Genomic DNA, 25,033 nt, shown 5'->3' on the forward strand with positions numbered 1-25,033 from the left:
ACATTTGATATTTTAAGTTAGACGCCAATCCGAAGATTGACGCTGCACTTACATCAAATGCCCACACTTATCGACTGTTAATTGTTAAAGAACGGTATTCGGTACTGCTTTCGCGCTATTGACAAAGCGTTTTGTTTGTCAGCTGCGAAGAAGGAAGAGTATGAAGCATTTCACTACATCCGTCAACTCCTTCTTTTCCTGCTCATCGCCGTTTCCGGTGATCCTCAAGTGCCGCATTTGACTGCGTCTCATTGGGGAGGCGAACTATAGCAAAGCGCCCCGCCAGTAGCAAGGCTTTTCCGGGGTATTTGCGGCCAACTGCTACAATTTCGCCCCCTCAGCGCAAATTCGCGTCCCACCATAGAAGATTCACCATGAAACAACAAGCTCAAGGATCAGGCCTGACCCTGAAACGAGCTGGCTTTACCACTGGCTTCGGCGTGCTCGCCGCCACCCTCGGTTCCGCAGTCGGTCTCGGCAATATCTGGAAGTTCCCCTATCTGACGGGCGCGAATGGCGGCGCCGGCTTCCTGCTCATCTATTTACTCGCCACTTTATTAGTGGGATTGCCCGTAATGATCGCGGAAATTACCCTGGGGCGCCGCGCCAAGGTCAACCCGATCTCCACCATGGAACAGCTGGCACCGAAGGGCAAACCGTGGTGGCTGGTCGGCGTGATCGGCATGATCGCCGCCTTCCTGATCGTCGCGTTTTACTCGGAAGTGGTGGGCTGGGTGTTTGCGTATATCGCCAAGGCCATCGACGGCTCCATCCTCAGCAGCGACAAACTGGTGACGGAAGCGGCCTTCGCCTCCCTGATCAGCAATCCCCTGCAGTCGCTGCTCTGGCAATGGGGCGTGCTGCTGTTTATCGGTGGCATATTGATGCTGGGCGTGACCAAGGGCATCGAAGCGATCGCCAAGAAACTCATGCCGTTGCTGTTCCTGTTACTACTGCTGCTCTGTGCGGTCAGCCTGTCGCTGGATAAAGCAAGTGAAGGCCTGGCCTTTTTGTTTCGTCCTGATTTTTCCAAGCTGACGGCTTCCGTCGTGCTGACGGCCATGGGCCTGGCTTTCTTTAAATTGTCCGTCGGCATGGGCACGATGATGACCTATGGCAGCTATTTCCGCGACGACCAGAATATCCCTGTCACTACCCTGCGCGTGATGGCGGCCGACCTCGGTGTCTCCATGCTGGCTGGCATCGCCATCTTCCCTGCCGTGTTCACGTTTGGTTTCGCCCCCAGCGCGGGACCGTCGCTGGTGTTCATCACGATTCCGGCCGTGTTCTCGCAAATCCCGATGGGGCAAGCGCTGATGGTGGTGTTCTTTATCCTGGCCGCCGTGGCCGCCACGGGCGCGATGCTGTCGCTGATGGAAGTACCGGTGGTGATCTTCCATGAACGCTTCGGCTGGACGCGCACCAAGGCCACCGTGGTAACCATGCTGCTGCTGGCCGTGCTCGGTTCCGTATGCGCGCTGAGCAACAGCACCCTGGCGGACTTCAAGCTGTTTAATTTGAATATGTTTGATCTGTTCGACTTCGTCTCGTCGAATATCTTCCTGCCCCTGGGCGGCATCGCGATTGCCTTGTTTACCGGCTGGGCCTGGGGCAAGCAGCATTTCATCGAGGCGATCAGCAATCACGGCCAGTTGCAGAATCAAACTCTGGCGCATGTGCTGCTGTTCCTGCTGCGCTTTGTCTCGCCTGTATTGATCCTGATCGTGATGCTGAAGGGATTAAAGGTCTTCTAATCAGAGTACCCGGGTGTAGGTCTGGCGCACCAGCACCCGGTCGCCGCAATCGAAATGCCACCATTCGCTGTTGATGCCGAAGAAGCCCGCCTGGAACATAGCGTCGCGCAACAAGCGGCGATGCGCCACCTGCTCCTGCGTAATCTCCCCGCTTTCCAGCAAAGCCAGCTCCAGCGCCGGGTGTGAGCGTTCACTCAAGTCGTCAAATCCCGTGCCCATATCCAGTTCCTGCCCATCCGGTCCCACGATGGTGATGTCGAGCGCCATACCAAATGAGTGAATCGAGCCGCGCGACGGTTCGGCGATGTAGCCGAGCAACTCGGTTCCCTGCAGCGCATCCCACAATTGCTGCTGGACCCGCTGCGGGCGCAGGGCATCGAGCACCAAGAGATGATGATCGGGGCGATGCGCGGCCAGCCAGGCCACGGCCTGTTCCAGCGCAGCGGCCGCATCGCGGTGCAGCCAGGCGCAATCGATGGGGCTGTATAAGTCGCGGCCGACGAAATTGTCGGGCGTGGCATAGCGCAAGTCGACGGCGATGCCGGCGATGCTGCTCAGGTGGCGAAATTGCGGATCGCTGCCGACCGCTTCCAATTGCAAAATTGCAACAGACATCAGACTCCTCTTTCCAGACACTGACGCGCCGCCACGCCGATGCTGTCGGCCAGGCGCCGCGCGCCATGCGACAGCGGCGAGTGGCTCGCCGTCAATAAATACAGTTGAATCGGTATCGTGGGTGCCCAGGGACGGCGCTGCAAGCGCTCGGGTGAGCCGGACGCGGCCGTAAACGGGTCGACCACGGCCATGCCGGCGCCCGCTTCCACCAGGGAACGGGCAATTTGATAGGTCTGCACCACGGTACTGAAGACGGGGTGGATATCCTGCGCCTCGCAGGCGGCCACCACCAGTTCGCCCAGCGGATCATTGTCCGCATGGCCGATCAGCTCGCCATTCAGGCCATGCGCCGTCAAGGGCGTGCCGCAATCGGCCGCATGCCAGGTGCCAGCCGGCGCGATCACCGTCATGACACCGTGCGCCAGCGGTTCGGCCACGATGCCCGGATGACGCGGGTCTTGCAGCGATACGGCCAGGTCCGCTTCACCGAGGCGCAGGGTATTGACGATCTCGCCCGTGTGGTGGGTAGCCAGCTGGCAACGCGTGTAGGGAAAGTCGCGCCGCCACTCCGTCATGGCAAACGGCAAGACACTGATGGCGAGCGTTGGCGTGGAAACCAAACGGATGGTTTCCACCGCATGGCCCTTCAGGCTGGCCGCCAGACGGCGAATGCCCAATAAATCGCGGTTGAGCTTTTCCGTCTCGACAAACAAACGGTGCGCCTCCGGCTTCGGGTACAGCTTGCCCCGCACGCGCTCGAACAGCGGCATGCCCAGCTGCAACTCGCAATGCTGCAAGACCTTGGTCACGGCCGGTTGCGAGATATGCAGCACCTGGGCGGCGCCGCTGATGGTGCCAACTTGCATGATGGCGTGAAACACTTCGATATGACGCAGCCGCATGAACTATTCCTTTACCTTGCCGTGGCCGCCTGGGCCGTCAACGTTCAGCATATAAGAAAAAGTCATGGGCTGGAACGGCTATGCTACTTTGTTGCAACAGCGGGTGTTGCAACCGCTGGGGCCGGCGTCGTCAGCACTTCCAGCAGGGCCGCCGTTTCGCCATCGGGCGTGCCGTCAAACAATGTGTTGCGGTATTTCATCTGGAAGGCGATCAGCACATTGCGCGTCGCTTCATCGAAGATGCCCGTATTCGGCGTCGCATAGCCGTGCTGGGCCAGCTTTTTCTGGAACCAGACGGCGTCCGGCACTTGCTGCTCAAAAATAAGGCGCTGCGCGGCCACACGGTTCGCGTCCGGCCAGACGATCAGGCCGGCAGCGGCCAGCTGGCGCCATGGAAACAGGGGGCCCGGATCCTGCTTGCGCTGCGGGGCGATCTCGTTATGGCCCAGGATGTTTTCCGGCGCGATGTTGTAGCGGGCCTGGATATCTTTCAGCAGTGGAATCAGCTCATCGATCTGTGCCTGCGGAAACGGATACCAGAGGCGGCCTTCCGGCGTGTCCTTGTAGCCGGGGTTGACGATCTCGATGCCGATCGAGCTGACATTCAACTGTGTATAAGTCTTCCAGTTACTCACACCCGCGTGATTGGCCTGACGCGATTCGTCGACCAGTACGTAAAACTTCGGCTTGTCCGTGTCGGTCAGCAAATAATGGCTGCTGACCACTTGTTCCGTCAGGATCTTGATCGAGCGGGGCAAGTCGCTGACCGTGTAATGGATGACGATGAATTTCACGCGCGGGCTCTGGCTGCGCGCCGTCAAGCTATGGTCGAGGTGCGGCGCGGGCGTGGTACAGGCGGAGAGCAGGGCCACCAGCAGGGCGAGGGCGATTTTTTTCATGAAAGATCCATGTTCGGGTTAATAAAATAGTCAGTTTTTGCCGGCACACAAGCTGGCCGTCCTGGCTGCCAGCTTGGCCGCGGCCTCATGCGACCGGGCAACTTTTTGCTCCATCTGCAACGATACAGGCAAAGCGGCGCGCATGGCAGTGGCGATAGCCGGGTGCAACTGCGCCGCGCGCCCCGCCAGCACCACGGGACGGGGACCGTAGCGCGCCGTCAGGGCCAGCGCCAGGCGCGCCAGTTCCTGTCCCGCGCGCTGCAAGATGTCCAGCGCCAGCGGGTCGGTGTCCGCACTGGCAGCCACTGCCAATGCCAGCCGGCCGATGGCGCCCCGGTCCTGGCCATACATGAAGGCGCGCGACAGCGACCAGTCGCTACCGCCGATATGCGCAAACACGGCTTCGGCCATGGGCGAGCTTTGCCAGCTGCCGGGCGCCTCGTCTTCGCGGCGCCAGATGTGGCGCAAGGCTTCTCGCGCGATCCAGTAGCCGCCGCCGCCATCGTCGAGCAGCACGCCGCGCCCGCCCGCGCGGTGAAACACGCCATCCGCATCGATCCAGGCGGCAATCGACCCCGTGCCAGCGTAGACCAGATAACCTTCGCCCGGTTCAAAACTGTCGCGATAGGCGATGTCGATATCGTTGCCCACGCTGACGTGGGCGGCGTCCAGCGCCAGCAAAGTGGCCAGCGTTTGCACCAGCACAGCATCGTCGCCGCCAAAACCCGTCAAGCCCGCCACCACGGCACGCGGCCGGCCGACGGCCAGCACGGCACGGCACAGCCCGGTGAACGTGGCGTGCACGGCTGCGCGGCCCGCATCGCTGCTCATTTGCAAGGCAGACAAGCCTTCCACGGCGCCGTCGGCCACGATGACGCCGTCAACGGTGGCCAGGGCCCAGCGCGTCTGCGTGCCGCCCGCGTCAATGCCCAGGCCCAGCACGGGTACCGCATTATTGGCTGTAGGGAAGGAAATCATGGCAAGAGTGTAAAGCCAAGCTGAGCTTGCAGGCATGAAAGCTTGCGCATGTTTCATGCCTGCAGGTTATGGACTACCGTTGAACGGCCAACAATTACTTGGCGGCGGCCGTAAACGGTGCGCGCACGGTGACGCGAGGGCTTTCATTGCCGAGACGGTCCACGGCACTGACGACCACCGCATTGATTTTACCGGTGGCATCATCGACCAGGGTCAGCTCGCCCTGCACGCCCGTGACCACGCTAAAGCGCCAGTCTTCGCCGTAGCGGGCCCAGACGGCGTACTGCGCCACGGGTTTGCCGCCGCCCGCCGTCAATTTGACGTTCAGGCTGGTGGAATCGCGGCGCAAGGCCAGCAAGGGCGTACCCGGCGCTTCCTTGCCCAGCCACGGCGTGGCGGGAATCAGGGCAGGGCTTTGATACACGGTCGCCTTGAGTTGCTCGCTGACACCCTTGCGATTCTGCATCAAGGGCACCATGCTGAAATGCACCTGGCCATTCGCGCCGGGGCGCGTGCGCGTCACTTCGATCTGCTTGATGATCTCTTGCGGCGTGAAGGACTTGGCGGAATTGTCGATCCGGCTTGTATATAAACCTGGCCACACGTGGCGGCCATACGGATTTTGCGCCAGCCAGTAGTCGAGCAGCACGCCAAACGCTTGCGGCGCCTGCGCCACGGGCCAGTACAGCTGCGGCGACAGGTAGTCGAGCCAGCCTTTGGCCAGCCACAGTTCCGCATCCGCATACAATTTATCGTACTGGCTGAAGCCGACGATGCCGGCAGGGCGGCGGTCGGGGCGGCCGATACCGAACGGGCTGATACCGAAGCGCACCCAGCTCTTTTCGCGGTGGATGCCTGTATACAAGGATTCGATCAGCTGGTTGACGTTCTGGCGGCGCCAGGAAGATCGGTCCAGCTGGCCACCGGCCAGCAGATATTGCTGCCAGGAAGGCTCATCGGGAAACGGCAGTTCGCGCTTGGCGGCGCCATTGCCCGCGTCCAGCGCGGCCGTCTCGGCTCCCGCACCGGCGCCGGGCGCGTCGATCGGGTACGGATAAAAGTAATCGTCGATGTGCACGCCATCGATATCGTAGCGGCGCACCACGTCGAGTACCACGTCCGTCGTGTGCTTCGAGGCGGCGGCATCGCCCGGATCCATCCACAGGTAGCGGCCGTATTGCTTGACGGACGTCGGGTTGGTGGACGCGAAACTGTCGCGCGCCAGCGGCGACTTGGCCGTCGCGTGACGGGCACGATAAGGATTGAACCAGGCGTGCAATTCCAGGCCGCGCGCATGCGCCTGGGCTACCCAGAAGGCCAGCGGATCATACATGGGCAATGGCGGCTGGCCTTGCTTGCCGGTCAGGTATTCCGACCATGGCTCCAGCTGCGACGGGTAAATCGTATCGGCGCTAGGGCGCACCTGCAGCACAATCGCGTTCAGATTCAAGGACTTGGCGCGGTCGAGGATGGCGATTGCCTCGGCTTGCTGCTTGGCCACCGGCAAATTACTGCGACTGGGCCAGTCGATATTGGCGACCGTCGAGACCCAGGCGGCGCGGAATTCGCGCGGCGCCGGCGGCGGCACTTCGCCCGTGATGTGCTGCACGGGCGGCACAGCCGGCAAGCCCGCGTCGCCCGGCGTCACTGCAGAGGGCAGCTTGGTGCTGGTACAGCTGCTGAGCAATGTGGCGGTGGCCAGCGCGGCCAGCACGCCAGCCGTGGCGCCCAGGCGTTTTTTCAAAGTAGACAACAAAACAATTCCTTGCAGTGGTGAAGCGCAGGTGTATCGGTGCGGGCATTTTACTGTGCGCCCGCCATCCTTGCGGGCGCACGGTTCAAAAGAATCAGGCCTCGGCCTTCTTGCCGAATTCGGGATCGATCTTGACCAGTGCGGCCATGATGAAGGCAGGAATGGTGGCGATGCAGACCCAGATGAAAAAGTGCTGGTAACCGAGCATTTGCTGTATCCAGCCACTGGCCATGCCCGGCAGCATCATGCCCAGGGCCATGAAACCCGTGCAAATGGCGTAATGGGCCGTTTTATGCGCGCCATCGGACACCATGATCATGTACAACATGTAGGACGCGAAACCGAAGCCATAACCAAATTGCTCCAACGCAATGCCACCGGCGATCACATAGATGCTGCTGGGCAATGCGCTGGCCAGGTAAACGAAGACCAGGTCGGGCAAGTGGACGGACAGCACCATGATCCACAAACAGCGTTTCAAGCCGAAGCGGGAAATGATGAATCCGCCCAGCAAGCCGCCGAGGGTCAGGGCGATCACGCCGATGGTGCCGTAGACCAGGCCCACCTGTTCCGTGCTGAGGCCCAGGCCGCCCTTGGCGACGGGGTCGAGCAGGAAGGGCGCGGCCAATTTGAGCAGTTGCGCTTCGCCGAGGCGGAACAGCAGCAAGAAGCCCAGGATGACGAAAATATCCTTCTTCTTGAAGAAGGCGGCAAAGGTGGCGACGAACTCTTGCAACGGAGAAACACCGGCATCCTGGATGCTGGGGCGGTCATCTTTCGGTTTCGGCAAGACAAAATAGTGATACAGGAACAGGGCGATGAACAGGCCCGCCAGAATCGCGAACACGACCGACCAGGCCAGCTGCACATTACCCGTCGCATGCGTCAGATAGCCGGCCAGAAACACCAGGCCGCCCTGGCCCGCGATCATCGCCAGGCGATAGAACGTGCTGCGCACGCCGACAAAGGCCGCCTGCTGGTGCTCTTCCAGGCCTAGCATGTAAAAGCCGTCGGCGGCGATGTCATGCGTGGCGGAACTGAAGGCCATCAGCCAGAAGATGGCCAGGCTGATCTGGAAAAAATGCGGCAAGGACGTCGTCAGGGCCACCAGCGCCAGCGCGGCGCCGATCACCAGCTGCAAGCCGACGATCCAGAAACGCTTGGTGCGGTACATGTCGATGAAGGGCGACCACAGGGGCTTGATGACCCAGGGCAAGTACAGCCAGCTGGTGTACAGGGCGATATCCGTATTGGAAAAACCGTAGTTCTTGTACATGATCACGGACAAGGTCATGACCACTACATAGGGGATGCCCTGGCCGAAATACAGGGAAGGGATCCACAGCCACGGCTTGTTCGCGCGCGCCGCGGTGGTTTGTTTCACTAGCTCCATACATCCTTCTTGGTCTCCCAGACAGAAGAATGCCGTGCCATCGGATCACGCCGCCAGTGCCGCCCGCACACTGCCGTCCGCGCCGGCCAACAATGCCTGTGCCTGGTTTGTGTTGATTTTTTTGATCAAGGCAACAATCGCCACCTTGACGTGATAGTGGCATTGCTCCAGCACGGCCCTGGCCTGCATTTCGCTGGCGCCCGTGGCATGCATGGTCAGACGCACCGCCCGCCAGATCAGCTTGGCGTTGGTCGGCTTCAAGTCTACCATCAAGTTTCCGTAAGTTTTGTGCAAACCCACCATCAGGGCGCTGGAAATCGTGTTCAGGGTGATTTTTTGCGCCGTGCCAGCTTTCAGACGCGTGCTGCCGGAAATGACTTCCGTGCCCGTGTCGAGCACGATGCCGCATTGCGCCTCGTGCGCCACGGGGGCGCCCACGTTGTTGGCGATGCCGATCGTCAAGGCGCCTGCCGCGCGCGCGGCCAGCAGGGCGCCCAGCACGTACGGCGTGGCACCGGAGGCGGCCAGCAGGATCACCACATCGTTGACCTGCGGCTGCAGGGCCAGCAAATCCCGCTCGCCTTGCTGTACATCATCTTCCGCCCCTTCGACGGCCGCAAACATGGCACCGGCGCCGCCAGCGAGAATGGCGACGGCCCGCTCGGGCGGCCAGGAAAACGTGGGAGTCAATTCAACGCTGTCGAGCACGCCCAGGCGGCCCGAGGTGCCGGCCCCCACATACAGCAAGCGTCCGCCGGCCGCGATACGGGGCAGGGCGGCCGTGATGGCGGCAGCGATGGCGGGCGAGGCCAGCCGCACGGCTTCGACGGCCCAGAACTGGTCATCGACCAGCGCCGCCACCAGTTGCTCCACGGGATACAGATCCAGATCCGGATGCCGCCGGCTCGGGGTTTCAGTTTTCAACATGATTTCAGAACATAGTTGAACGTGAAACCAGTTTAATACCGATGTGCAAGATCAGCCATGAAAGCTTGGCGGACGGGCATAACGGAAGCTTATGGCTAGTGCAGGAAGGTGGTGTGCTACTTGTACTTCGATACGCTCCCATTTGTGTCTATACTTCGATTCGACGCCCTAATCCACGACACGCCCCATGATCGCTCGCCAATTGCTGTTCCTGTTTAGCGCCCTTGGCGCCATCAACGGCATTTTCCTGGCCGTCTATTTTTTCAGCCGTCGGCCCCGCAGCCTGGCCGACTGCATGCTCGGTGCATTGTTGCTTGCCGTCGGGGTGCGCACCGCCAAATCCGCCTTCCTCTATTTCAACCCGGCGATCGCCATCGAATTGCGCCAGCTGGGCCTGTCGGCCTGCCTGCTGATCGGTCCCTTGACCTATCTCTATGTGCGCTCTTTCCTGGCCGGGCGCGCGCAACTGCCTGCCGGCCAGCAATGGCGCTGGCATCTCGGCTTGTCCTTCCTGCTGATAGGCATAGGCGTTGCCTTTCCGTATTCCGCATATCGTTCTGCTTGGGACTTGTCGAGTCATGCCATTCACGTGTTCTGGCTAGGCTACCTGCTGGCAACTGCCAAGTTGCTCTGGCAAAACCGCCATGCATGGCTGAACGAAGGACAGCGGATGGCCACCAGCAGCGCGCTACTGCTGAGCGTCTTTGCAGGCAGCTGTGTCATGCTGGCGGCGTACGCGAGCACGCCGTTCACGTCCTATATTGTCGGCGCCTTGTCGTTCACCTTCTCGCTGCATGTCGCGGTCATGGTCTTTCTGCTGAGAAAGGAAACCTCGACGCTTGCCGACCCCAGGCAGAAATACAAGAATAGCCGCCTGACGCACGAAGATGGACTTGCCGTGCTCGCTGCGCTGGAACAACAGATGAGCGGGCAGAAATCCTATCTGAATCCGAACCTGACCCTGGCCCAACTGGCCAAGCGGGCGGGATGCACGCAGGCGCAGGTGTCGCAGGTACTGAATGACAAGCTGAGCAAGAGCTTCAACACCTACGTCAACGAATACCGTATCGCCGAAGCGAAACAGCTATTGACGGACGAACCGCAACTGAACATGGATATCGTTGCCGAGCGCTGCGGGTTCAATTCCAGTTCCACCTTCTACTCCACCTTCAAGAAAATTGCTGGGCAGACTCCCGCCAGCTTCCGCGCCCAATTCAGCCCGGTGGCCAGGGCTGTTTCCGCGTAAAACCGCTCCGGAATCGCCATTCCGGAGTCTGAAATCCTGTTTGGCGACATCAATTCCCCTGCATTTCGATAACTTATCGACCAGCAACGATCTGACATAGTCGTTGCTCCGATAAACGCAGTTCTACATGCAGGGTAAATCCATGATTCAATTTTTAATGCGCACGGTACTCGCCTGTTGCTTGCTCAGCAGCGCCGCCGCTGGCACCGCCGCCACCGCAGACCAGGACGAAAATGCCGTCCGGGAGACCGTACGCTTGTATCTGCATGGCACCAGCTTCAACGTACCGGACGAGATCAACCAGGCCTTCCATGCCACCGCCCGTCTTTACCTCGACGGCAAAAACGATGCGGCATGGGAGTTGAGCGGTCCGGAATACGCCAAACTCTTTACCGAGGAGAAAAAAGGGCAATTCAATGGGCGCCATGGGCGACTGATCAAGGTGGAAGTGAGCGGCAAGGTGGCCAGCGCCAAGGCCGAGATCCACATTCCCCAGCAAGGCGTGCGCTATGTGGATGTGTTTCTTTTGAAAAAGATCGCCGGCAACTGGAAGATCATCAGCAAGTCGGCCGATCGCGAGCCGGCAGCCCCGCGCCAGGCACGCAAGGTGCTGCTGGTGGTGTCGAATGTGCATCAATATCCGGGCACAAAAATTAACGCAGGCAATAATTTTCCCGAGCTGGCGTATACCTATGATGCCTTTCGCAAAGCAGGGTACGCGGTCGACTTCGTCAGTCCCGACGGTGGCGCTATTCCCCTGGAAATGATCGTCACGTCGGATGAGTTGCTCAAGAAGCATCTGTACGACAGTGATTTCATGTGGGCACTGGCCCATACCAAACCCGTCGCCGAGGTCAGGGCAGACGAGTATGCGGGCATGGCTTTCGTCGGTGGCGGCGCGGCCATCGTCGGCATCCCGGAAAACAAGCCGCTGCAGGACATCGCTGTGCGCATCTACGAACAACAGGGCGGGGTGATCGCGGCCATCTGCCATGGCACCGAGGGCATCAAGAACCTGAAGCTCAGTGACGGTACTTTCCTCATCCAGGGCAAGGTGCTCACCTCGTTCCCCGATGCGTTTCTCAACAAGGAATCGCCGGTATACAAGGCCTATCCCTTTTCGGCAGAAGCCAGCATCAAGCGCCATGGCGGCATATTCAGACACGGCGCCAACGGCAAGAGTCACGTCGAGGTCGATGGCCGGCTGGTGACCGGCATGAGCTGGGAGTCGTCCGTCGGCGTGGCCGAATCCATGATGCGCCTGCTCGAGCAGTAGATTTATGGAGCGCGGCGCATTTCCGCCACAAAATCGTAATGATCGCTGCGGCAATACGAATGCGTGAGCTCCACCGCTTCACCCGACTCCAGGTAGGCGATGCGCGTAATAAATAGCACGGCCTGGCCATCGGGGATGCCCAGCTGCTTGGCCAGCACGGCCGTCGCATTCATGGCGCGGATGTGCTGCAAGGCGCGCACGGGGGCCTTCTTGATGCTGCTCAAGTATTCATACAGCGAATCGCCCATGGCGGCCGGGTCCGGCACCACGCTGAAGGGCAGCACGCTCACTTCATACGCCATCACCACGTCGTCGGCCAGGCGCAGGCGCTCCAGGCGCGCCACTTTTGTGTTCTGCGCCAGGCCCAGGCTCAGCTGTTCATCGCTGCTGGCGATGACGACTTCGCGCTTGAGCCAGCGCGAGCCGGGGCGGTAGCCGCGCTGCTGCAGCTGCTCGGAAAAGCTCGACAAGTTCGACAGCGGCTGCTCGATGCGTGGAGCAATATAGTTGCCCGAACCACGGCGGCGCACGACGAGGCCTTGCTCAACGAGCTGGTCGATGGCCTTGCGGGCAGTCACGCGCGATACGTCAAGCAGTTCGGACAGGGTACGTTCAGAGGGCAGGGCCTGGTCTACCTGGTAGCGGCCGTTGCGTACGTCATCGCTCAGCTTGCGGGCGATCTGCATATATAAAGGCGAATTGTCATTTAAATCGACCTTGAGTTCTACGCTGGTCTGGCTCATACAGTTCTCCTTGTCCTCCTAGTGTAATAGCGATGGCGCTTGCGCGTAGCCCGTCCACCCATGAATATATGGAAAATGACCATAAATAACGGTTATACACTTAAAAAAACAATGTTTTACCGTGGGTATAGCTTTGCATTATAGATAAATAAGCAATTTTCATTGGCGTAGTCAACCGTCGCACCCTATGCTGGCAAGGCCTCCATTCACCATGACACAGGGAAAGCATGATCAACAAAATGACGGGTTTGCTGGGCTTGCTGCTGCTGGGCACGACCTGGACTGCACTGGCCACCCCGCCCGGCAGCGGCACTGAGCAACTCGTGCCACAGGCACAGCAGCGCGCGCTCGATGCGGCACTGTCGGCCATCGTCGATGATACGGCTCACCCGTTGGCCAGTCTGTCCGTGCTGGCCATCCGCCACGGCAAGGTGTCGTATCAGCAGCAATTTGGCTATCGGCACATCGGCGCCACGCCGGCAGAACACTTGCCCGTGACGCCAGCCACGCTGTTCCGCATCGCCTCCGTATCGAAGATGATGACCACTGTGGCCCTGATGCGGCTGGTCGAGCAGGGCAAGCTGAGCCTGGACCAGGACGTGGGCATCTATCTGGGCTTTTCCCTGCGCAACCCGCATTTCCCCCAGCAAGCACTGACCCTGCGCAGCCTGCTCAGCCACACTTCCTCGCTGCGCGATGCGGGCGGCTATACCTGGGGCCCCGAACGCAGCTTGCGCGACGTGTTTACAGCCGGTGGCGACGCGATGTGGGATACGGCTGCGGCGCCCGGCAGTTACTTTACATATTCCAACCTGAACTGGGGCGTGATCGGCACCGTGATGGAAAAGGTCACGGGCGAGCGCTTCGACCTGCTAATGCGGCGTTTGCTGCTCGATCCCCTCGATGTGCGCGGCGGCTACAATCCGGCGGCATTTTCCAAGGAAGAGCTGGCGAACACGGCCACCCTGTACCGCAAGCGCACGCTGGAGACGGAACAGTGGCGGCCGCACGGCCCCTGGATCGCCCAGGCCGATGATGTTTACCAGCGCCCGCCAGCCGGCATCGAACGTTACGTGATCGGCAGCAACGCCACCGTCTTCAGTCCCACGGGCGGCTTGCGCATCTCCGCCGCCGGCCTGGGCACCGTCATGCAGATGCTGCTCGACGGTGGCCGCCATCAGGGCAAGCAGCTATTGCAGCCAGCCAGCATCGCCTTGATGTTTGCCCGGCAATGGCAGTTGGCGCCTGATGGAGGCAATGGCAACAGCGAACAGGGCCTGTACCGCGTCTGGGGCCTGGGCAACCAGCAGTTCGATGCGCTGGCAGGGCGAGGCAACGGCCTGGTCGAGGGCGCCAGTTTCACGGCCGTGGGCCACCTGGGCGACGCGTATGGCCTCGTCTCCGCCTTCGTGCTCGATTTCAAGAACAGGAATGGCATGGTGATGCTGGTGGGCGGCACGGGCAGCGATCCCGCGCAATATCCGGGCACGTATTCCGCCATGGGGCGCAGCGAGGAATTGATACTCACCACCTTATACCGTGGTGCGATTGACAAGCATGAATAATTTGCACTGAAACAGTGCATTCCTGAAAGTTATGGCTGCACCATGATGTTTCATTGGCTCCCTGAACGGCCAGCCTCTAAGCTCTTCCCGAATGCTCCCGCACCATGGGAGCGCAACGCAGCGAGGCAACATGCAGCAACACGTCATCATCATCGGCGGCGGCGTCGTCGGCCTGACATCGGCCTGGTGGCTGGCCGAGGCCGGCTACAAGGTCACCTTACTCGAACGCAATGAACAAGTGGCGATCGCCGCCAGCTACCGCAATGGCGGCCAGCTCAGCTATCGCTATGTGGCACCGCTGGCGGACACGGGCGTCCCCCTGAAAGCCCTGCAATGGCTGCTGCAGAAAGATGGCCCTCTGCGCTTCCGGCCCGAGGCCGACTGGCGCCAGTGGCGCTGGATGGCCAGTTTCTTGCGTAATTGCAACAGCGCCAGCAATGCCCGCACGACGGCCAAGCTGCTGCAACTGGGTGAACTGAGTCGCGCCGGCATGGCGCAGCTGGAGTTGACGGTGCCGCCCGAGGCGTATGCCTGGCGCGATGCGGGCAAACTCATCGTCTACCGCTCGCCCACCATCTTCCAGCGGGCCGTGGCGCGGCCGGAATCGGAAGAGGCGCGCCTCGTCTTGTCCCCGCTTGAAGCGGTGCAACGCGAACCGGCGCTGGCCGCCTTGCAAGGTTCCCTGGCGGGCGGCATCTTTACCGAGGGCGAAGCGGTGGCCGATTGCCACGCCTTTTGCCTGGCGCTGGAAACACGCCTGCTGCAGCACCCGAATTGTTCGCTCATATTAAAAGGCGAGGCGCGCCGCCTCGTCACGCACAAGGGCAGGATCACGGGCGTCGACACCAGCCTGGGCCTGTTACAGGCGGATCACTATGTGCTGGCGGCCGGTATCCAGAGCCGCGACCTAGCCGCCACGGCGGGCATTTATTTGCCGCTGTACCCTTTGAAGGGCTACAGCCTGACGGCGCCCATCCGCGCGCAAGACCAGGCACCCGAGATCAGCATCACGGATTTTGAGCGCAAGGTGCTGTATGCGCGCATTGGCAGCGACCTGCGCGTGGCCGCCATGGTCGACATGGTGGGCGCCGACAACAGCATCGATTGGAACCGCATCGCCGGCCTGACACGGCTGGCGCGCGAAGCCATGCCGCACGGCGCCGATTACGACCAGGCCACGGCCTGGGCCGGCCTGCGCCCCGCCACGCCGAACAGCGCGCCGCTGGTGGGCGCCAGCAAAGTTGGCAATCTGTGGCTCAACGTGGGCCATGGCCCGCTGGGCTTTACCTTTGCCGCCGGCACGGCGCGCATCCTCGCCGATCTCATGGCCGGCAAGTCGCCGCCGTTTGCGCTGGACTTCCTCAGCCCGAAAAAGTAACCGGCCAAGGCGGCGCGCACGCGCCGCTGCCGATATGGCGGATAATTGGGGAACTTTCCTGTTCCCCTATCCGCGTCCGCATGCCCACACCCTCGACATCTGCCGCCTGCCCCTGTGGCGGCGCCTCCTACGCCAGCTGCTGCGGCCCGTATATCGCGGGCGACGCCTTGCCGCCCACGGCTGCATCCCTGATGCGTTCGCGCTACACGGCGTTTACCTTGCGCGACGAGCCCTACCTGCGCGCCACCTGGCACGCCAGCACCCGTCCCACCGACGCCTTATTTGCCGAAGAAGAAAAAGTCCACTGGCTGGGACTTGAGGTAAAATCTGCTTTACGTTTACGTCAACGTAAAGCAGTATCAGCAGATCAAGCCGAAGAGATACACCGCGACAGCGTCGAATTCGTGGCCCGCTACAAGGTCAACGGCCGCGCGCACCGCCTGCATGAAGTGAGCCGCTTCGTGCGCGAGGCGGGCGAGGGCGGTGGTGCCCTGCGCTGGTTTTATCTCGACGGCAGTTTTCCCGAATAGCGCGACCCGAGAGACCGGGCGATCATAAAAAGGAACCGCAATGCCGCACATCGAAAGCAAACTCAATCCGCGCAGTGAAGATTTCAAGGCCAATGCCGCGGCCATGCAAGCCATCGTCGACGATCTGCGCGACAAAGTGGAAAAGATCGCGGCCGGCGGCGGCGAAGCGGCAGCCGCCAAGCACCTGGCGCGCGGAAAACTGCTGCCACGCGACCGCGTGCAGATGCTGCTCGATCCCGGCACGCCCTTCCTCGAGTTTTCCCAGATGGCGGCCTATGCCATGTACCAGGACGCCAAGGGCGTCGATGCGGCGCCTTCCGCTGGCATCATCACCGGCATCGGCCGCGTCTCGGGCCAGGAATGCGTCATCGTCTGCAACGACGCCACAGTCAAGGGCGGTACGTATTACCCGATGACGGTGAAAAAGCATTTGCGCGCCCAGGAAATCGCCGACCAGAACAACCTGCCCTGCATCTACCTGGTCGATTCGGGCGGCGCCAACCTGCCGAACCAGGACGACGTCTTCCCCGACCGCGACCATTTCGGCCGCATCTTCTACAACCAGGCGAACCTGTCGGCCAAGGGCATCCCGCAAATCGCCGTGGTGATGGGCTCTTGCACCGCGGGCGGCGCGTATGTACCGGCCATGAGCGACGAATCGATCATCGTCAAGGAACAGGGCACGATTTTCCTCGGCGGCCCGCCGCTGGTGAAAGCGGCGACGGGCGAAGTGGTGACGGCCGAAGACCTCGGTGGCGGCGACGTGCACACGCGTTTGTCCGGCGTGGTCGATCATCTGGCGCAGAACGACTTGCACGCGCTGTCGCTGGCGCGCACCATCGTCTCGAACCTGAACCGTAAAAAACCGCAGCAGATGGCCCTGCGTGAGTCCGTCGAACCGAAATACCCGACGCAGGAACTGTATGGCGTGATCCCCGTCGATACGCGCAAGCCCTTCGATGTGAGGGAAGTGATCGCGCGCATCGTCGACGGCAGCGATTTCGACGAATTCAAGGCGCGCTACGGCACCACCCTGATCTGCGGCTTTGCGCATATCTACGGCGTCAAAGTGGGCATCATCGCCAATAACGGCATTTTGTTCTCCGAATCGGCGCTGAAAGGCACGCACTTCATCGAATTGTGCTGCCAGCGCAAGATCCCGCTCGTCTTCCTGCAAAACATCACCGGCTTCATGGTGGGCCGCAAGTACGAAAACGAAGGCATCGCCCGCAATGGCGCCAAGATGGTGACGGCCGTGGCGACGGCCGCCGTGCCGAAATTCACGGTCATCATCGGCGGCAGCTTCGGCGCCGGCAATTACGGCATGTGCGGCCGCGCGTTCTCTCCCCGTTTCATGTGGATGTGGCCGAATGCGCGCATTTCCGTCATGGGCGGCGACCAGGCCGCCTCCGTGCTGGCCACCGTCAAGCGCGACGGCATCGAGGGCAAGGGCGGCGCATGGAGCGCGGACGAGGAAGCGGCCTTCAAGCAGCCGATCAAGGATCAATACGAACATCAGGGCCACCCATACTATGCCACCGCGCGCCTGTGGGACGACGGCGTGATCGACCCGGCCGACACCCGCATGGTGCTGGGCCTGGGCCTGTCGGCCGCCTTGAACGCGGAAATCCCGGACACGAAGTTCGGCGTATTCCGCATGTAAGCGGCATTAAGGGAGAAGATAATGGAATTTGAAACCTTAAAGCTGGTCATCGAGGGCAATGTCGCCACCGTGACCCTGAACCGCCCCGACGTGCGCAACGCCTTCAACGAGACGACGATCGCCGAACTGGCGCGCGCCTTCGAAGGCCTGGGGCGCAGCGAGATGGTGCGCGCCATCGTGCTGGCCGCAAATGGCGCGGCCTTTTGCGCCGGCGCGGACTTGAACTGGATGAAGAAGATGGCAGGCTACACGCATGCCGAAAACCAGGCCGACGCGCTGCAGCTGGCACAGATGCTGCGCACGATTTACCTGTGTCCGAAACCCGTGGTGGCGAAGATCCAGGGCGACTGCTATGCGGGCGGCATGGGCCTCGTCGCCGCATGCGATATCATTCTGGTTGCGGAAGACGTGCATTTCTGCCTGAGCGAAGTGCGGCTGGGACTGATCCCGGCCACTATTTCACCGTATGTCATCAAGGCCATGGGCGAAAACGCGGCACGCCGCTATTTCCTGACCGCCGAGCGATTCTCTGCACAGGAAGCGCTGCGCATCGGCTTTGCCCACGAGGTAGTCGAGGCAAGCGCGCTGGACGCGAAAACCTTTGACGTGCTCAAGGCGCTGACGGGCAACAGCCCGCACGCCGTGGCGCAAGCGAAAACGCTGGTGCGCGAGATCGCCGGCCAGCCGGTCGATGACGCGCTGCTGGCGGACACCGCCGAGCGCATCGCGCAGATCCGCGCCTCGGAGCAGGGACGCGAAGGCGTGCAATCGTTCCTCGACAAGCGCAAGCCGAGTTGGCTCATGGGCTAGCAATATCATTGGAGCAGTTTTGAAAGCAGAAAAACAATCGGGCTGGGTCGAACGCAGTCTGCGCAGCGTGTGGCACCCTTGCACGCAAATGCAGCATCACGAGACGGTTCCGCTCATCCCCGTCAGCCATGGCCGCGGCGCCTGGCTGTACGACCACGAGGGCCGACGCTACCTGGACGCCATCAGCTCCTGGTGGGTGAACCTGTTCGGCCACGCCAATCCGCGCATCAATGCGGAACTCAAGGACCAGCTGGACCGGCTGGAACACGCGATGCTGGCCGGTTTCACGCATGCACCGGTGGTCGAACTGTCGGAAAAGCTGTCGGCATTGACCGGCGGCGTGCTTGGCCACAGCTTTTACGCGTCCGACGGTGCCTCCGCCGTGGAAATCGCCCTGAAAATGAGCTTTCACGCCTGGCGCAACAGCGGCAAAAGTGAAAAGCAGGAATTCGTCTGCCTGAAGGGCAGCTACCACGGCGAAACCATCGGCGCGCTGGCCGTGACCGACGTCGCCCTGTTCAAGGATGCCTACGGCCCTCTGCTGCGCGCCACGCAGACGGTGATGTCGCCCGACTTCCGCCAGGCAGCTGAAAACGAAACGGCGCAGGACGTGGCGCGCCGCGCCGCCTTTGAGGTGGAACAGCTGTTCCAGCAGAAGGCAGACAAGATCGCCGCCATCATCATCGAGCCGCTGGTGCAATGCGCCACCGGCATGGCCATGCACGACCCCTTGTACCTGTCGCTGGTGCGCGCCCTGTGCGACCGTTATCAAGTCCATTTGATCCTCGACGAAATCGCCGTCGGCTGCGGCCGCACGGGCACTTTCTTTGCGTGCGAACAGGCCGGCATCTGGCCCGACTTCGTGTGTCTGTCCAAGGGCATCAGCGGCGGCTACCTGCCTTTATCGCTGGTGATGACGCGCGAAGACATCTACCAGGCGTTCTACAGCACCGACGTGCGCCGCGGCTTTTTGCATTCGCACTCGTACACGGGCAACCCGCTGGCGTGCCGCGCAGCGCTGGCGACCCTGTCGATTTTCGAGGAAGACGATGTGCTGGTGGCCAACCGGGTGCGCGCCGCCAAGATCACGCGCGCCCTGGCGCCGCTGGCGCAGCACGAGCGCGTAAAACACTTCCGCCAGCAGGGCATGATCTGGGCGTTTGACGCCGTCGATGCGGCGCCCGATTTTTCTCGCCGCTTCTTCAGCACGGCGCTGGAACACGAACTCCTGATGCGCCCCATCGGTTCCACCGTCTACCTGATGCCACCCTACATCCTCGACGATGCGGAAATCGCGGGCCTGGGCCAGCAGACGCTGGCCGTCTTCAACAAAGTGATCGGGGCCTGAGATGGAGCTGATCACGCGATTACAACAGCAACTGCAAGGGCTGGAAGAGCGCAGCCTGATCCGCCGCCGCCGCACCGTCGACACGCCGTGCGCGCCGCGCCTGACGGTGGACGGGCGCGACATGCTGGCCTTTTGCAGCAATGACTACCTGGGCCTGGCGTCGCATCCACGCATCATCGCCGCACTGCAGGAAGGAGCCGACCTGTATGGCGCCGGCAGCGGCGCTTCGCACCTGATCAGTGGCCACAGCCGCGCCCACGCGCAGCTGGAAGAACGGCTGGCCGCTTTCGTCGGCGCCAACCTGGAACAGGCACGCGCCCTGTATTTTTGCACAGGCTACATGGCTAATTTAGCTGTGCTCACGGCACTGGCGGCGGGCGATGCGGACACGGAGATTTTTTCGGAAGCGCTGAACCACGCCTCGCTGATCGACGGCACGCGCCTGGCCCGCGTCAAGACGCACGTGTATCCGCATGCGGACCTGGCTGCCTTGGCGGCCCTGCTGGCGGACAGCAAAGCCAAAACCAAAATCGTCGTCACCGACAGCATCTTCAGCATGGATGGCGACCTGGCGCCGCTGCCCGCGCTGCTGGCCCTGTGCGAGCAATACGGCGCCTGGCTGGTGGTCGACGATGCGCACGGCTTCGGCGCGCTGGGCGACAACGGCCGTGGCGCGCTCGAACACTTCGGCCTGCATTCGCCACACCTGGTCTACGTGGGCACCCTGGGCAAATCGGCCGGCGTGGGTGGCGCTTTTGTTTGCGCGCATGAAGCCGTGATCGAAACGCTGATCCAGAAGGCGCGCCCCTACATCTTCACCACGGCGGCCGCGCCAGCGCTGGCGCATGCGCTCTTGGCCAGCCTGGACATCATCGCCGGTGACGAAGGAAAACAACGTCGGATGCACCTGGCGGCGCTGGTGGCGCAATGGAACGAGGGCTTGCAGCTGCAACGCTGGCAAGCCTTGCCGTCGCTGTCCGCCATCCAGCCCGTCATCATCGGCGAAAATGCAGACATGCTGGCCGTCGCCGCCCAACTGTACCAGCAAGGACTGTGGGTCGGCGCCATCCGCCCGCCCACCGTGCCAGCGGGGTCGGCGCGCCTGCGCGTGACCCTGTCGGCCGGCCACACGGCGCAGGAAGTGGCGCAATTGATCAACGCAGTCAACACCCTGGAAAGGACACGCCATGAGCCTTGATGACCCTATCGTGGCCGAAGTGCTGGCGGACCTGGTGCCGGCCGTGCAGCCGGCACCGGCCACTGCCGGCCTGCCGTCGCGCTTTGCCTGTTTCGTCACCGGTACCGACACAGAAATCGGCAAGACTTTGACCTCGTCGGCCCTGCTGCATGCGCTGGTCGCGCGCGGCGTGCGTGCCTGCGGCATGAAGCCGGTGGCCGCCGGCGCCGAGATGCGCGACGGCGAACTGCATAATGAAGACGCCGACAGCCTGATCGCCGCCGGCAACGTCACCATGTTGCGCAACCTGACCACGCCCTACATGCTGAAGGAAGCGGCGGCGCCGCATATCGCCGCCGCGCTTGAAGGCGTCAGCATCGAGTCGGTGCCGATTTTGGCCGCCTACCTGGAAATCGCCGCCGCCTCGGACGCCGTGGTGGTCGAAGGCGTGGGCGGTTTCCGCGTGCCGCTCTCAATCGGTTTTGACTCGGCCGACCTGGCGCAGCAGCTCGACCTGCCCGTGATCCTGGTGGTCGGCATGCGTCTGGGTTGCATCAGCCAGGCCTTGCTGACGCTGGAAGCCATCGAAGCGCGCGGCCTGACGGTGATCGGCTGGGTCGCCAACACCCTGGAAGTGGAAATGCGCTTCCTCGACGAAAATATCGATGCGCTGATCGAGCGCATCCCGGCGCCGCTGCTGGGCAGGGTGCCGCGCCTTGCGCAGCCCAGCGCGCAAGCGGCGGCGGCGTATCTCGATTTCACCGGCTTGCCCAACTGGCCGGCGCAGCATCCCAACACTTAAACGTATCCAAAAATAGAAGCGAAGGAATCACATGTCTCACGTCCAAGAAGCAGCAAAAACCGTCGAACTGCACCGCCCTGCGGCGCGCATCACCGTACCGGAAGCGGCCACCTGGCCCGTCGCCGATGTACTGGCCCTGTTCGACCTGCCATTCAATGACCTGATGTTCAAGGCCCAGCAAACCCACCGCATCAATTTCCCCGATGGCGACGTGGAACTGGCGACCCTGTTGTCGATCAAGACGGGCGGCTGCGAAGAAGACTGCGGCTACTGCCCGCAAGCGGCCCGCTACGACACGGGCGTGGAAGCGAAAAAAATCCTCGACATCGACACGGTGCTCGACGCGGCGCGCCAGGCCAAAGCCAACGGCGCCACGCGCTTCTGCATGGGCGCCGCCTGGCGCAGCCCGAAAGAGCGCGACATGGAAAAAGTCGAAGAGATGGTGACCAAGGTGAAGGCGCTGGGCCTGGAAACCTGCGCTACTTTGGGCATGCTGGAAGAGGGACAAGCGGACCGCCTGAAAAACGCAGGCCTGGACTTCTACAACCATAACCTCGATACGGCGCCCGAGTTCTACGACAACGTCATCTCCACGCGCGAATACCAGGACCGCCTCGATACTTTGGGCCGCGTGCGCGAAGCGGGCTTGAAAGTGTGCTGCGGCGGCATCGTCGGCATGGGTGAAACGCGCTTGCAACGCGCCGGCCTGATCGCCCAACTGGCCAATTTGAATCCGTATCCGGAATCGGTGCCCGTCAATCACCTGGTGCAGGTGGAAGGCACGCCCTTGTTCGGCCTGGAAGCGCTGGACCCGTTCGAATTCGTGCGCACGATTGCCGTGGCCCGCATCACCATGCCAAAGGCGCGCGTGCGTTTGTCGGCGGGCCGCCGCCAGATGGGCGAAGCCGTGCAAGCCATGTGCTTCCTGGCTGGCGCCAATTCCATCTTCTACGGCGACAAGCTGCTCACCACCGACAATCCGGAAGCGGAAGACGACCGTGTCCTGCTCGGTAAACTGGGCTTGCAGACGCGCGGCGCCATGCTGGACTCGGTACAGAAAGAGAAGTGCGGCTGCTGATGACAGCCTTGTCGGGTTACGCCGTGCCGGCTAACCCGACCTACGATATCCAGCCTCACCATGCGTAGGTCGGTTTAGCGCGTAGCGCGTAAACCGACAAACCAGCAGACAACGTCCGCCAAGAGACAGCTGCCCCTTTTTGAGAGAATAGAGAGAGACCATGTTCACTAAAATCCTGATCGCCAACCGCGGCGAAATCGCTTGCCGTGTCGCCGCTACCGCCCGCCGCATGGGTATCCACACCGTCGCAGTGTATTCAGAGGCGGACGCCAACGCCAAGCACGTCGCCGTGTGCGACGAAGCCGTCTTGATCGGCCCTGCGCCGGCCAAGGAAAGCTATCTGTGCGGCGACAAGATCATCGCCGTGGCGCTGGCGACAGGTGCGCAGGCGATCCACCCCGGCTACGGCTTTTTGTCCGAAAACGCGGATTTCGCCGAGGCCTGCCACGCTGCAGGCCTGGTCTTCATCGGCCCGCCGGCGTCCGCCATGCGCGCCATGGGTTCCAAGTCGGCCGCCAAGTCGCTGATGGAAAAGGCCAATGTACCGCTGGTGCCCGGCTACCACGGCGAGGAACAGGATGCGGACTTTTTGCACACGCAGGCCGACAAGATCGGCTATCCCGTGCTGCTGAAGGCCTCGGCCGGCGGCGGCGGCAAGGGCATGCGCGTCATCGAGCACTCCGCCGACTTCAAGGCCGCGCTGGCCTCGTGCAAGCGCGAAGCGATCAGCTCTTTCGGCGACGACAAGGTACTGGCCGAAAAATACCTGTCGCGTCCGCGGCATATCGAAATCCAGGTGTTTGCCGACACGCTCGGTAACTGCATCTACCTGTTCGAGCGCGATTGCTCGGTGCAGCGCCGTCATCAAAAGGTGCTGGAAGAAGCACCGGCGCCGGGCATGCCAGCGGAGCGCCGCGCCGCCATGGGCGAAGCGGCCGTCGCTGCCGCCAAGGCGGTCGGTTACGTGGGCGCGGGCACGGTGGAATTCATCGCCAACCAGGATGGCTCGTTCTACTTCATGGAGATGAACACGCGCCTGCAGGTGGAGCATCCGGTGACGGAAATGATCACCGGCACCGACCTGGTGGAATGGCAGTTGCGCGTCGCCTTTGGCGAGCCGCTGCCGAAAAAACAGAGCGAATTGACGATCCACGGCCACGCCATCGAGGCGCGCATCTATGCGGAAAACCCGGAAAAGGGTTTCTTGCCATCGATCGGCACCCTGCGCCACATGCAGTCGCCATCGGCCGTCACGTTCGAGCTGGGTGGCACGCTGGTGCCGGCCGCCGTGCGCATCGACTCGGGCGTGCGCGAAGGCGACGCCATCTCTCCGTTCTACGACCCGATGATCGCCAAGCTGATCGTCTGGGGCGCGGACCGCCGCGAAGCGCTGGCGCGCATGGCGCAGGCGCTGTCGGAATACCAGATCGTCGGCCTGGCCAGCAATATCGCCTTCTTGAAACGCCTGGTCGAAGGCCAGGCATTTGCCAGCGCCGATCTCGACACGGGTTTGATCGAGCGCAATCAGGAGTCGCTGTTCCCCGCCTTGCAGGCGGCACCCGACACGGCCCTGGCGCTGGCGGCAGTCAGCCTGCTGACAGAAGAAAAAACCGCGTCCGAAGCGCAGTCGAGCAATCCCGCCGACCCGTGGGGCAATGCCCTGGGCTGGCGCTTGAACAGCACCCTGGGCCGCAGCCTGGCGTTTGCCGACGAATTCGCGCTGGCCAGCGACAGCAAGGCCTATGCCGCGCGCATCGCCTATAAAACCGATGGCTGGCTGTTCAACGGCCAGCCCCTGACCTTGACGGCGCGCACAGGCAACGAGCTGCATATCAAGCTGGGCGAGCGTGCCGTGCACGGTACTGTGCTGCGCGACGGCGAGCAGTTCCACGTGTTTACCAGCGGCTTGCACCACACCCTGCATTACAGCGACCCGATGGCGCATGCGGGTGAAGTGGAAGCGGAAGGCGGCCGCTTGACGGCACCGATGCCGGGCAAGGTCGTCGCCGTGCTGGTGAACAAAGGCCAGGACGTCAAGAAGGGCGAGCCTCTGGTCATCATGGAAGCGATGAAGATGGAGCACACGATCGCCGCGCCGCACGACGGCCTGGTGGAAGACGTGCTGTACGCCGTCGGCGACCAGGTGGCCGACGGCGCGCCGCTACTGGCCTTCAAGGCAGCCGCATAGAGGTAAGC

At 62.1% G+C, this 25,033-nt stretch carries 21 protein-coding genes; 13 read left to right on the forward strand and 8 right to left on the reverse strand.

All coding sequences use genetic code 11. The features are described 5' to 3' along the window. The first annotated feature begins 374 nt into the window (after nucleotides 1–374). Nucleotides 375–1,754, forward strand: coding sequence for a sodium-dependent transporter (locus ACP7EG_RS07510; protein WP_426087151.1), 1,380 nt, complete (start codon nucleotides 375–377; stop codon nucleotides 1,752–1,754). Here the strand turns inward: ACP7EG_RS07510 and ACP7EG_RS07515 are convergent, their stop codons facing one another. The 7 genes from ACP7EG_RS07515 to ACP7EG_RS07545 form a co-directional block, all read right to left on the reverse strand. After that, entirely contained in the window at nucleotides 1,755–2,369 is a 615-nt protein-coding gene (locus tag ACP7EG_RS07515; RefSeq protein ID WP_099761433.1) for a M15 family metallopeptidase, read from the reverse strand. Beyond that, on the reverse strand, nucleotides 2,369–3,271 hold the full coding sequence (locus ACP7EG_RS07520; protein WP_426087153.1) for a LysR family transcriptional regulator: 903 nt from the start codon (nucleotides 3,269–3,271) through the stop codon (nucleotides 2,369–2,371). The genes ACP7EG_RS07515 and ACP7EG_RS07520 overlap by 1 nt, the downstream gene beginning before the upstream one ends. An 83-nt stretch (nucleotides 3,272–3,354) precedes the next feature. After that, nucleotides 3,355–4,170 (reverse strand): N-acetylmuramoyl-L-alanine amidase, encoded by an 816-nt coding sequence (locus ACP7EG_RS07525; RefSeq protein WP_426087154.1) that lies wholly within the window; start codon nucleotides 4,168–4,170, stop codon nucleotides 3,355–3,357. Between the two features lie 30 nt (nucleotides 4,171–4,200). Then, entirely contained in the window at nucleotides 4,201–5,148 is a 948-nt protein-coding gene (locus tag ACP7EG_RS07530) for an N-acetylglucosamine kinase (RefSeq protein ID WP_426087155.1), read from the reverse strand. A 94-nt stretch (nucleotides 5,149–5,242) separates the two neighbouring features. Next, on the reverse strand, nucleotides 5,243–6,904 hold the full coding sequence (locus ACP7EG_RS07535; RefSeq protein ID WP_426087156.1) for a glycoside hydrolase family 10 protein: 1,662 nt from the start codon (nucleotides 6,902–6,904) through the stop codon (nucleotides 5,243–5,245). Nucleotides 6,905–6,995: 91 nt separating this feature from the next. After that, nucleotides 6,996–8,294, reverse strand: a complete 1,299-nt coding sequence (locus tag ACP7EG_RS07540; RefSeq protein ID WP_426087157.1) for an MFS transporter — start codon at nucleotides 8,292–8,294, stop codon at nucleotides 6,996–6,998. Nucleotides 8,295–8,339: 45 nt separating this feature from the next. Then, nucleotides 8,340–9,221: an N-acetylmuramic acid 6-phosphate etherase gene (locus ACP7EG_RS07545; RefSeq protein ID WP_426087158.1), complete on the reverse strand. Its 882-nt coding sequence runs from the start codon at nucleotides 9,219–9,221 to the stop codon at nucleotides 8,340–8,342. 187 nt (nucleotides 9,222–9,408) lie between these two features. On the opposite strand from ACP7EG_RS07545, the gene ACP7EG_RS07550 reads away from it, so the two are divergent. Both ACP7EG_RS07550 and ACP7EG_RS07555 read left to right on the forward strand, forming a co-directional pair. Further along, on the forward strand, nucleotides 9,409–10,467 hold the full coding sequence (locus ACP7EG_RS07550; RefSeq protein ID WP_426087159.1) for a helix-turn-helix transcriptional regulator: 1,059 nt from the start codon (nucleotides 9,409–9,411) through the stop codon (nucleotides 10,465–10,467). Nucleotides 10,468–10,609: 142 nt separating this feature from the next. Further along, the gene (locus ACP7EG_RS07555; RefSeq protein ID WP_426087160.1) at nucleotides 10,610–11,743 is read left to right on the forward strand and encodes a nuclear transport factor 2 family protein; all 1,134 of its coding nucleotides are present in this window, start codon (nucleotides 10,610–10,612) and stop codon (nucleotides 11,741–11,743) included. 2 nt (nucleotides 11,744–11,745) lie between these two features. Here the strand turns inward: ACP7EG_RS07555 and ACP7EG_RS07560 are convergent, their stop codons facing one another. Then, entirely contained in the window at nucleotides 11,746–12,486 is a 741-nt protein-coding gene (locus tag ACP7EG_RS07560) for a GntR family transcriptional regulator (RefSeq protein WP_426087161.1), read from the reverse strand. A 227-nt stretch (nucleotides 12,487–12,713) separates the two neighbouring features. Between ACP7EG_RS07560 and ACP7EG_RS07565 the strand changes: the two genes are divergently transcribed. From ACP7EG_RS07565 to ACP7EG_RS07610, 10 genes are all read left to right on the forward strand, one after another. After that, nucleotides 12,714–14,051, forward strand: coding sequence for a serine hydrolase domain-containing protein (locus tag ACP7EG_RS07565; protein ID WP_426087162.1), 1,338 nt, complete (start codon nucleotides 12,714–12,716; stop codon nucleotides 14,049–14,051). 91 nt (nucleotides 14,052–14,142) lie between these two features. Beyond that, nucleotides 14,143–15,429: a D-amino acid dehydrogenase gene (locus tag ACP7EG_RS07570; RefSeq protein WP_426087163.1), complete on the forward strand. Its 1,287-nt coding sequence runs from the start codon at nucleotides 14,143–14,145 to the stop codon at nucleotides 15,427–15,429. A gap of 68 nt (nucleotides 15,430–15,497) precedes the next feature. Further along, nucleotides 15,498–15,959, forward strand: a complete 462-nt coding sequence (locus tag ACP7EG_RS07575; RefSeq protein ID WP_426087626.1) for a YchJ family protein — start codon at nucleotides 15,498–15,500, stop codon at nucleotides 15,957–15,959. A gap of 40 nt (nucleotides 15,960–15,999) precedes the next feature. Beyond that, the gene (locus tag ACP7EG_RS07580) at nucleotides 16,000–17,622 is read left to right on the forward strand and encodes a carboxyl transferase domain-containing protein (protein ID WP_070312650.1); all 1,623 of its coding nucleotides are present in this window, start codon (nucleotides 16,000–16,002) and stop codon (nucleotides 17,620–17,622) included. Between the two features lie 21 nt (nucleotides 17,623–17,643). After that, nucleotides 17,644–18,432 (forward strand): enoyl-CoA hydratase/isomerase family protein, encoded by a 789-nt coding sequence (locus tag ACP7EG_RS07585; RefSeq protein ID WP_096232729.1) that lies wholly within the window; start codon nucleotides 17,644–17,646, stop codon nucleotides 18,430–18,432. 19 nt (nucleotides 18,433–18,451) lie between these two features. Next, complete coding sequence (gene bioA / locus ACP7EG_RS07590; protein ID WP_426087164.1) at nucleotides 18,452–19,780, forward strand: adenosylmethionine--8-amino-7-oxononanoate transaminase; 1,329 nt, start codon at nucleotides 18,452–18,454, stop codon at nucleotides 19,778–19,780. A 1-nt stretch (nucleotide 19,781) separates the two neighbouring features. Next, on the forward strand, nucleotides 19,782–20,978 hold the full coding sequence (gene bioF / locus ACP7EG_RS07595) for an 8-amino-7-oxononanoate synthase (RefSeq protein ID WP_426087165.1): 1,197 nt from the start codon (nucleotides 19,782–19,784) through the stop codon (nucleotides 20,976–20,978). Continuing rightward, nucleotides 20,968–21,759 (forward strand): dethiobiotin synthase, encoded by a 792-nt coding sequence (gene bioD, locus ACP7EG_RS07600; RefSeq protein ID WP_426087166.1) that lies wholly within the window; start codon nucleotides 20,968–20,970, stop codon nucleotides 21,757–21,759. Before bioF ends, bioD begins: the two co-directional genes overlap by 11 nt. Nucleotides 21,760–21,790: 31 nt before the next feature. Beyond that, nucleotides 21,791–22,837 (forward strand): biotin synthase BioB, encoded by a 1,047-nt coding sequence (bioB, locus tag ACP7EG_RS07605; protein WP_141171161.1) that lies wholly within the window; start codon nucleotides 21,791–21,793, stop codon nucleotides 22,835–22,837. 160 nt (nucleotides 22,838–22,997) lie between these two features. Continuing rightward, entirely contained in the window at nucleotides 22,998–25,025 is a 2,028-nt protein-coding gene (locus ACP7EG_RS07610) for an acetyl/propionyl/methylcrotonyl-CoA carboxylase subunit alpha (protein ID WP_426087167.1), read from the forward strand. Nucleotides 25,026–25,033 lie beyond the last annotated feature (8 nt).

It is taken from the genome of Janthinobacterium sp. PSPC1-1, assembly GCF_049897625.1.
Classification (GTDB): domain Bacteria; phylum Pseudomonadota; class Gammaproteobacteria; order Burkholderiales; family Burkholderiaceae_D; genus Janthinobacterium; species Janthinobacterium tructae.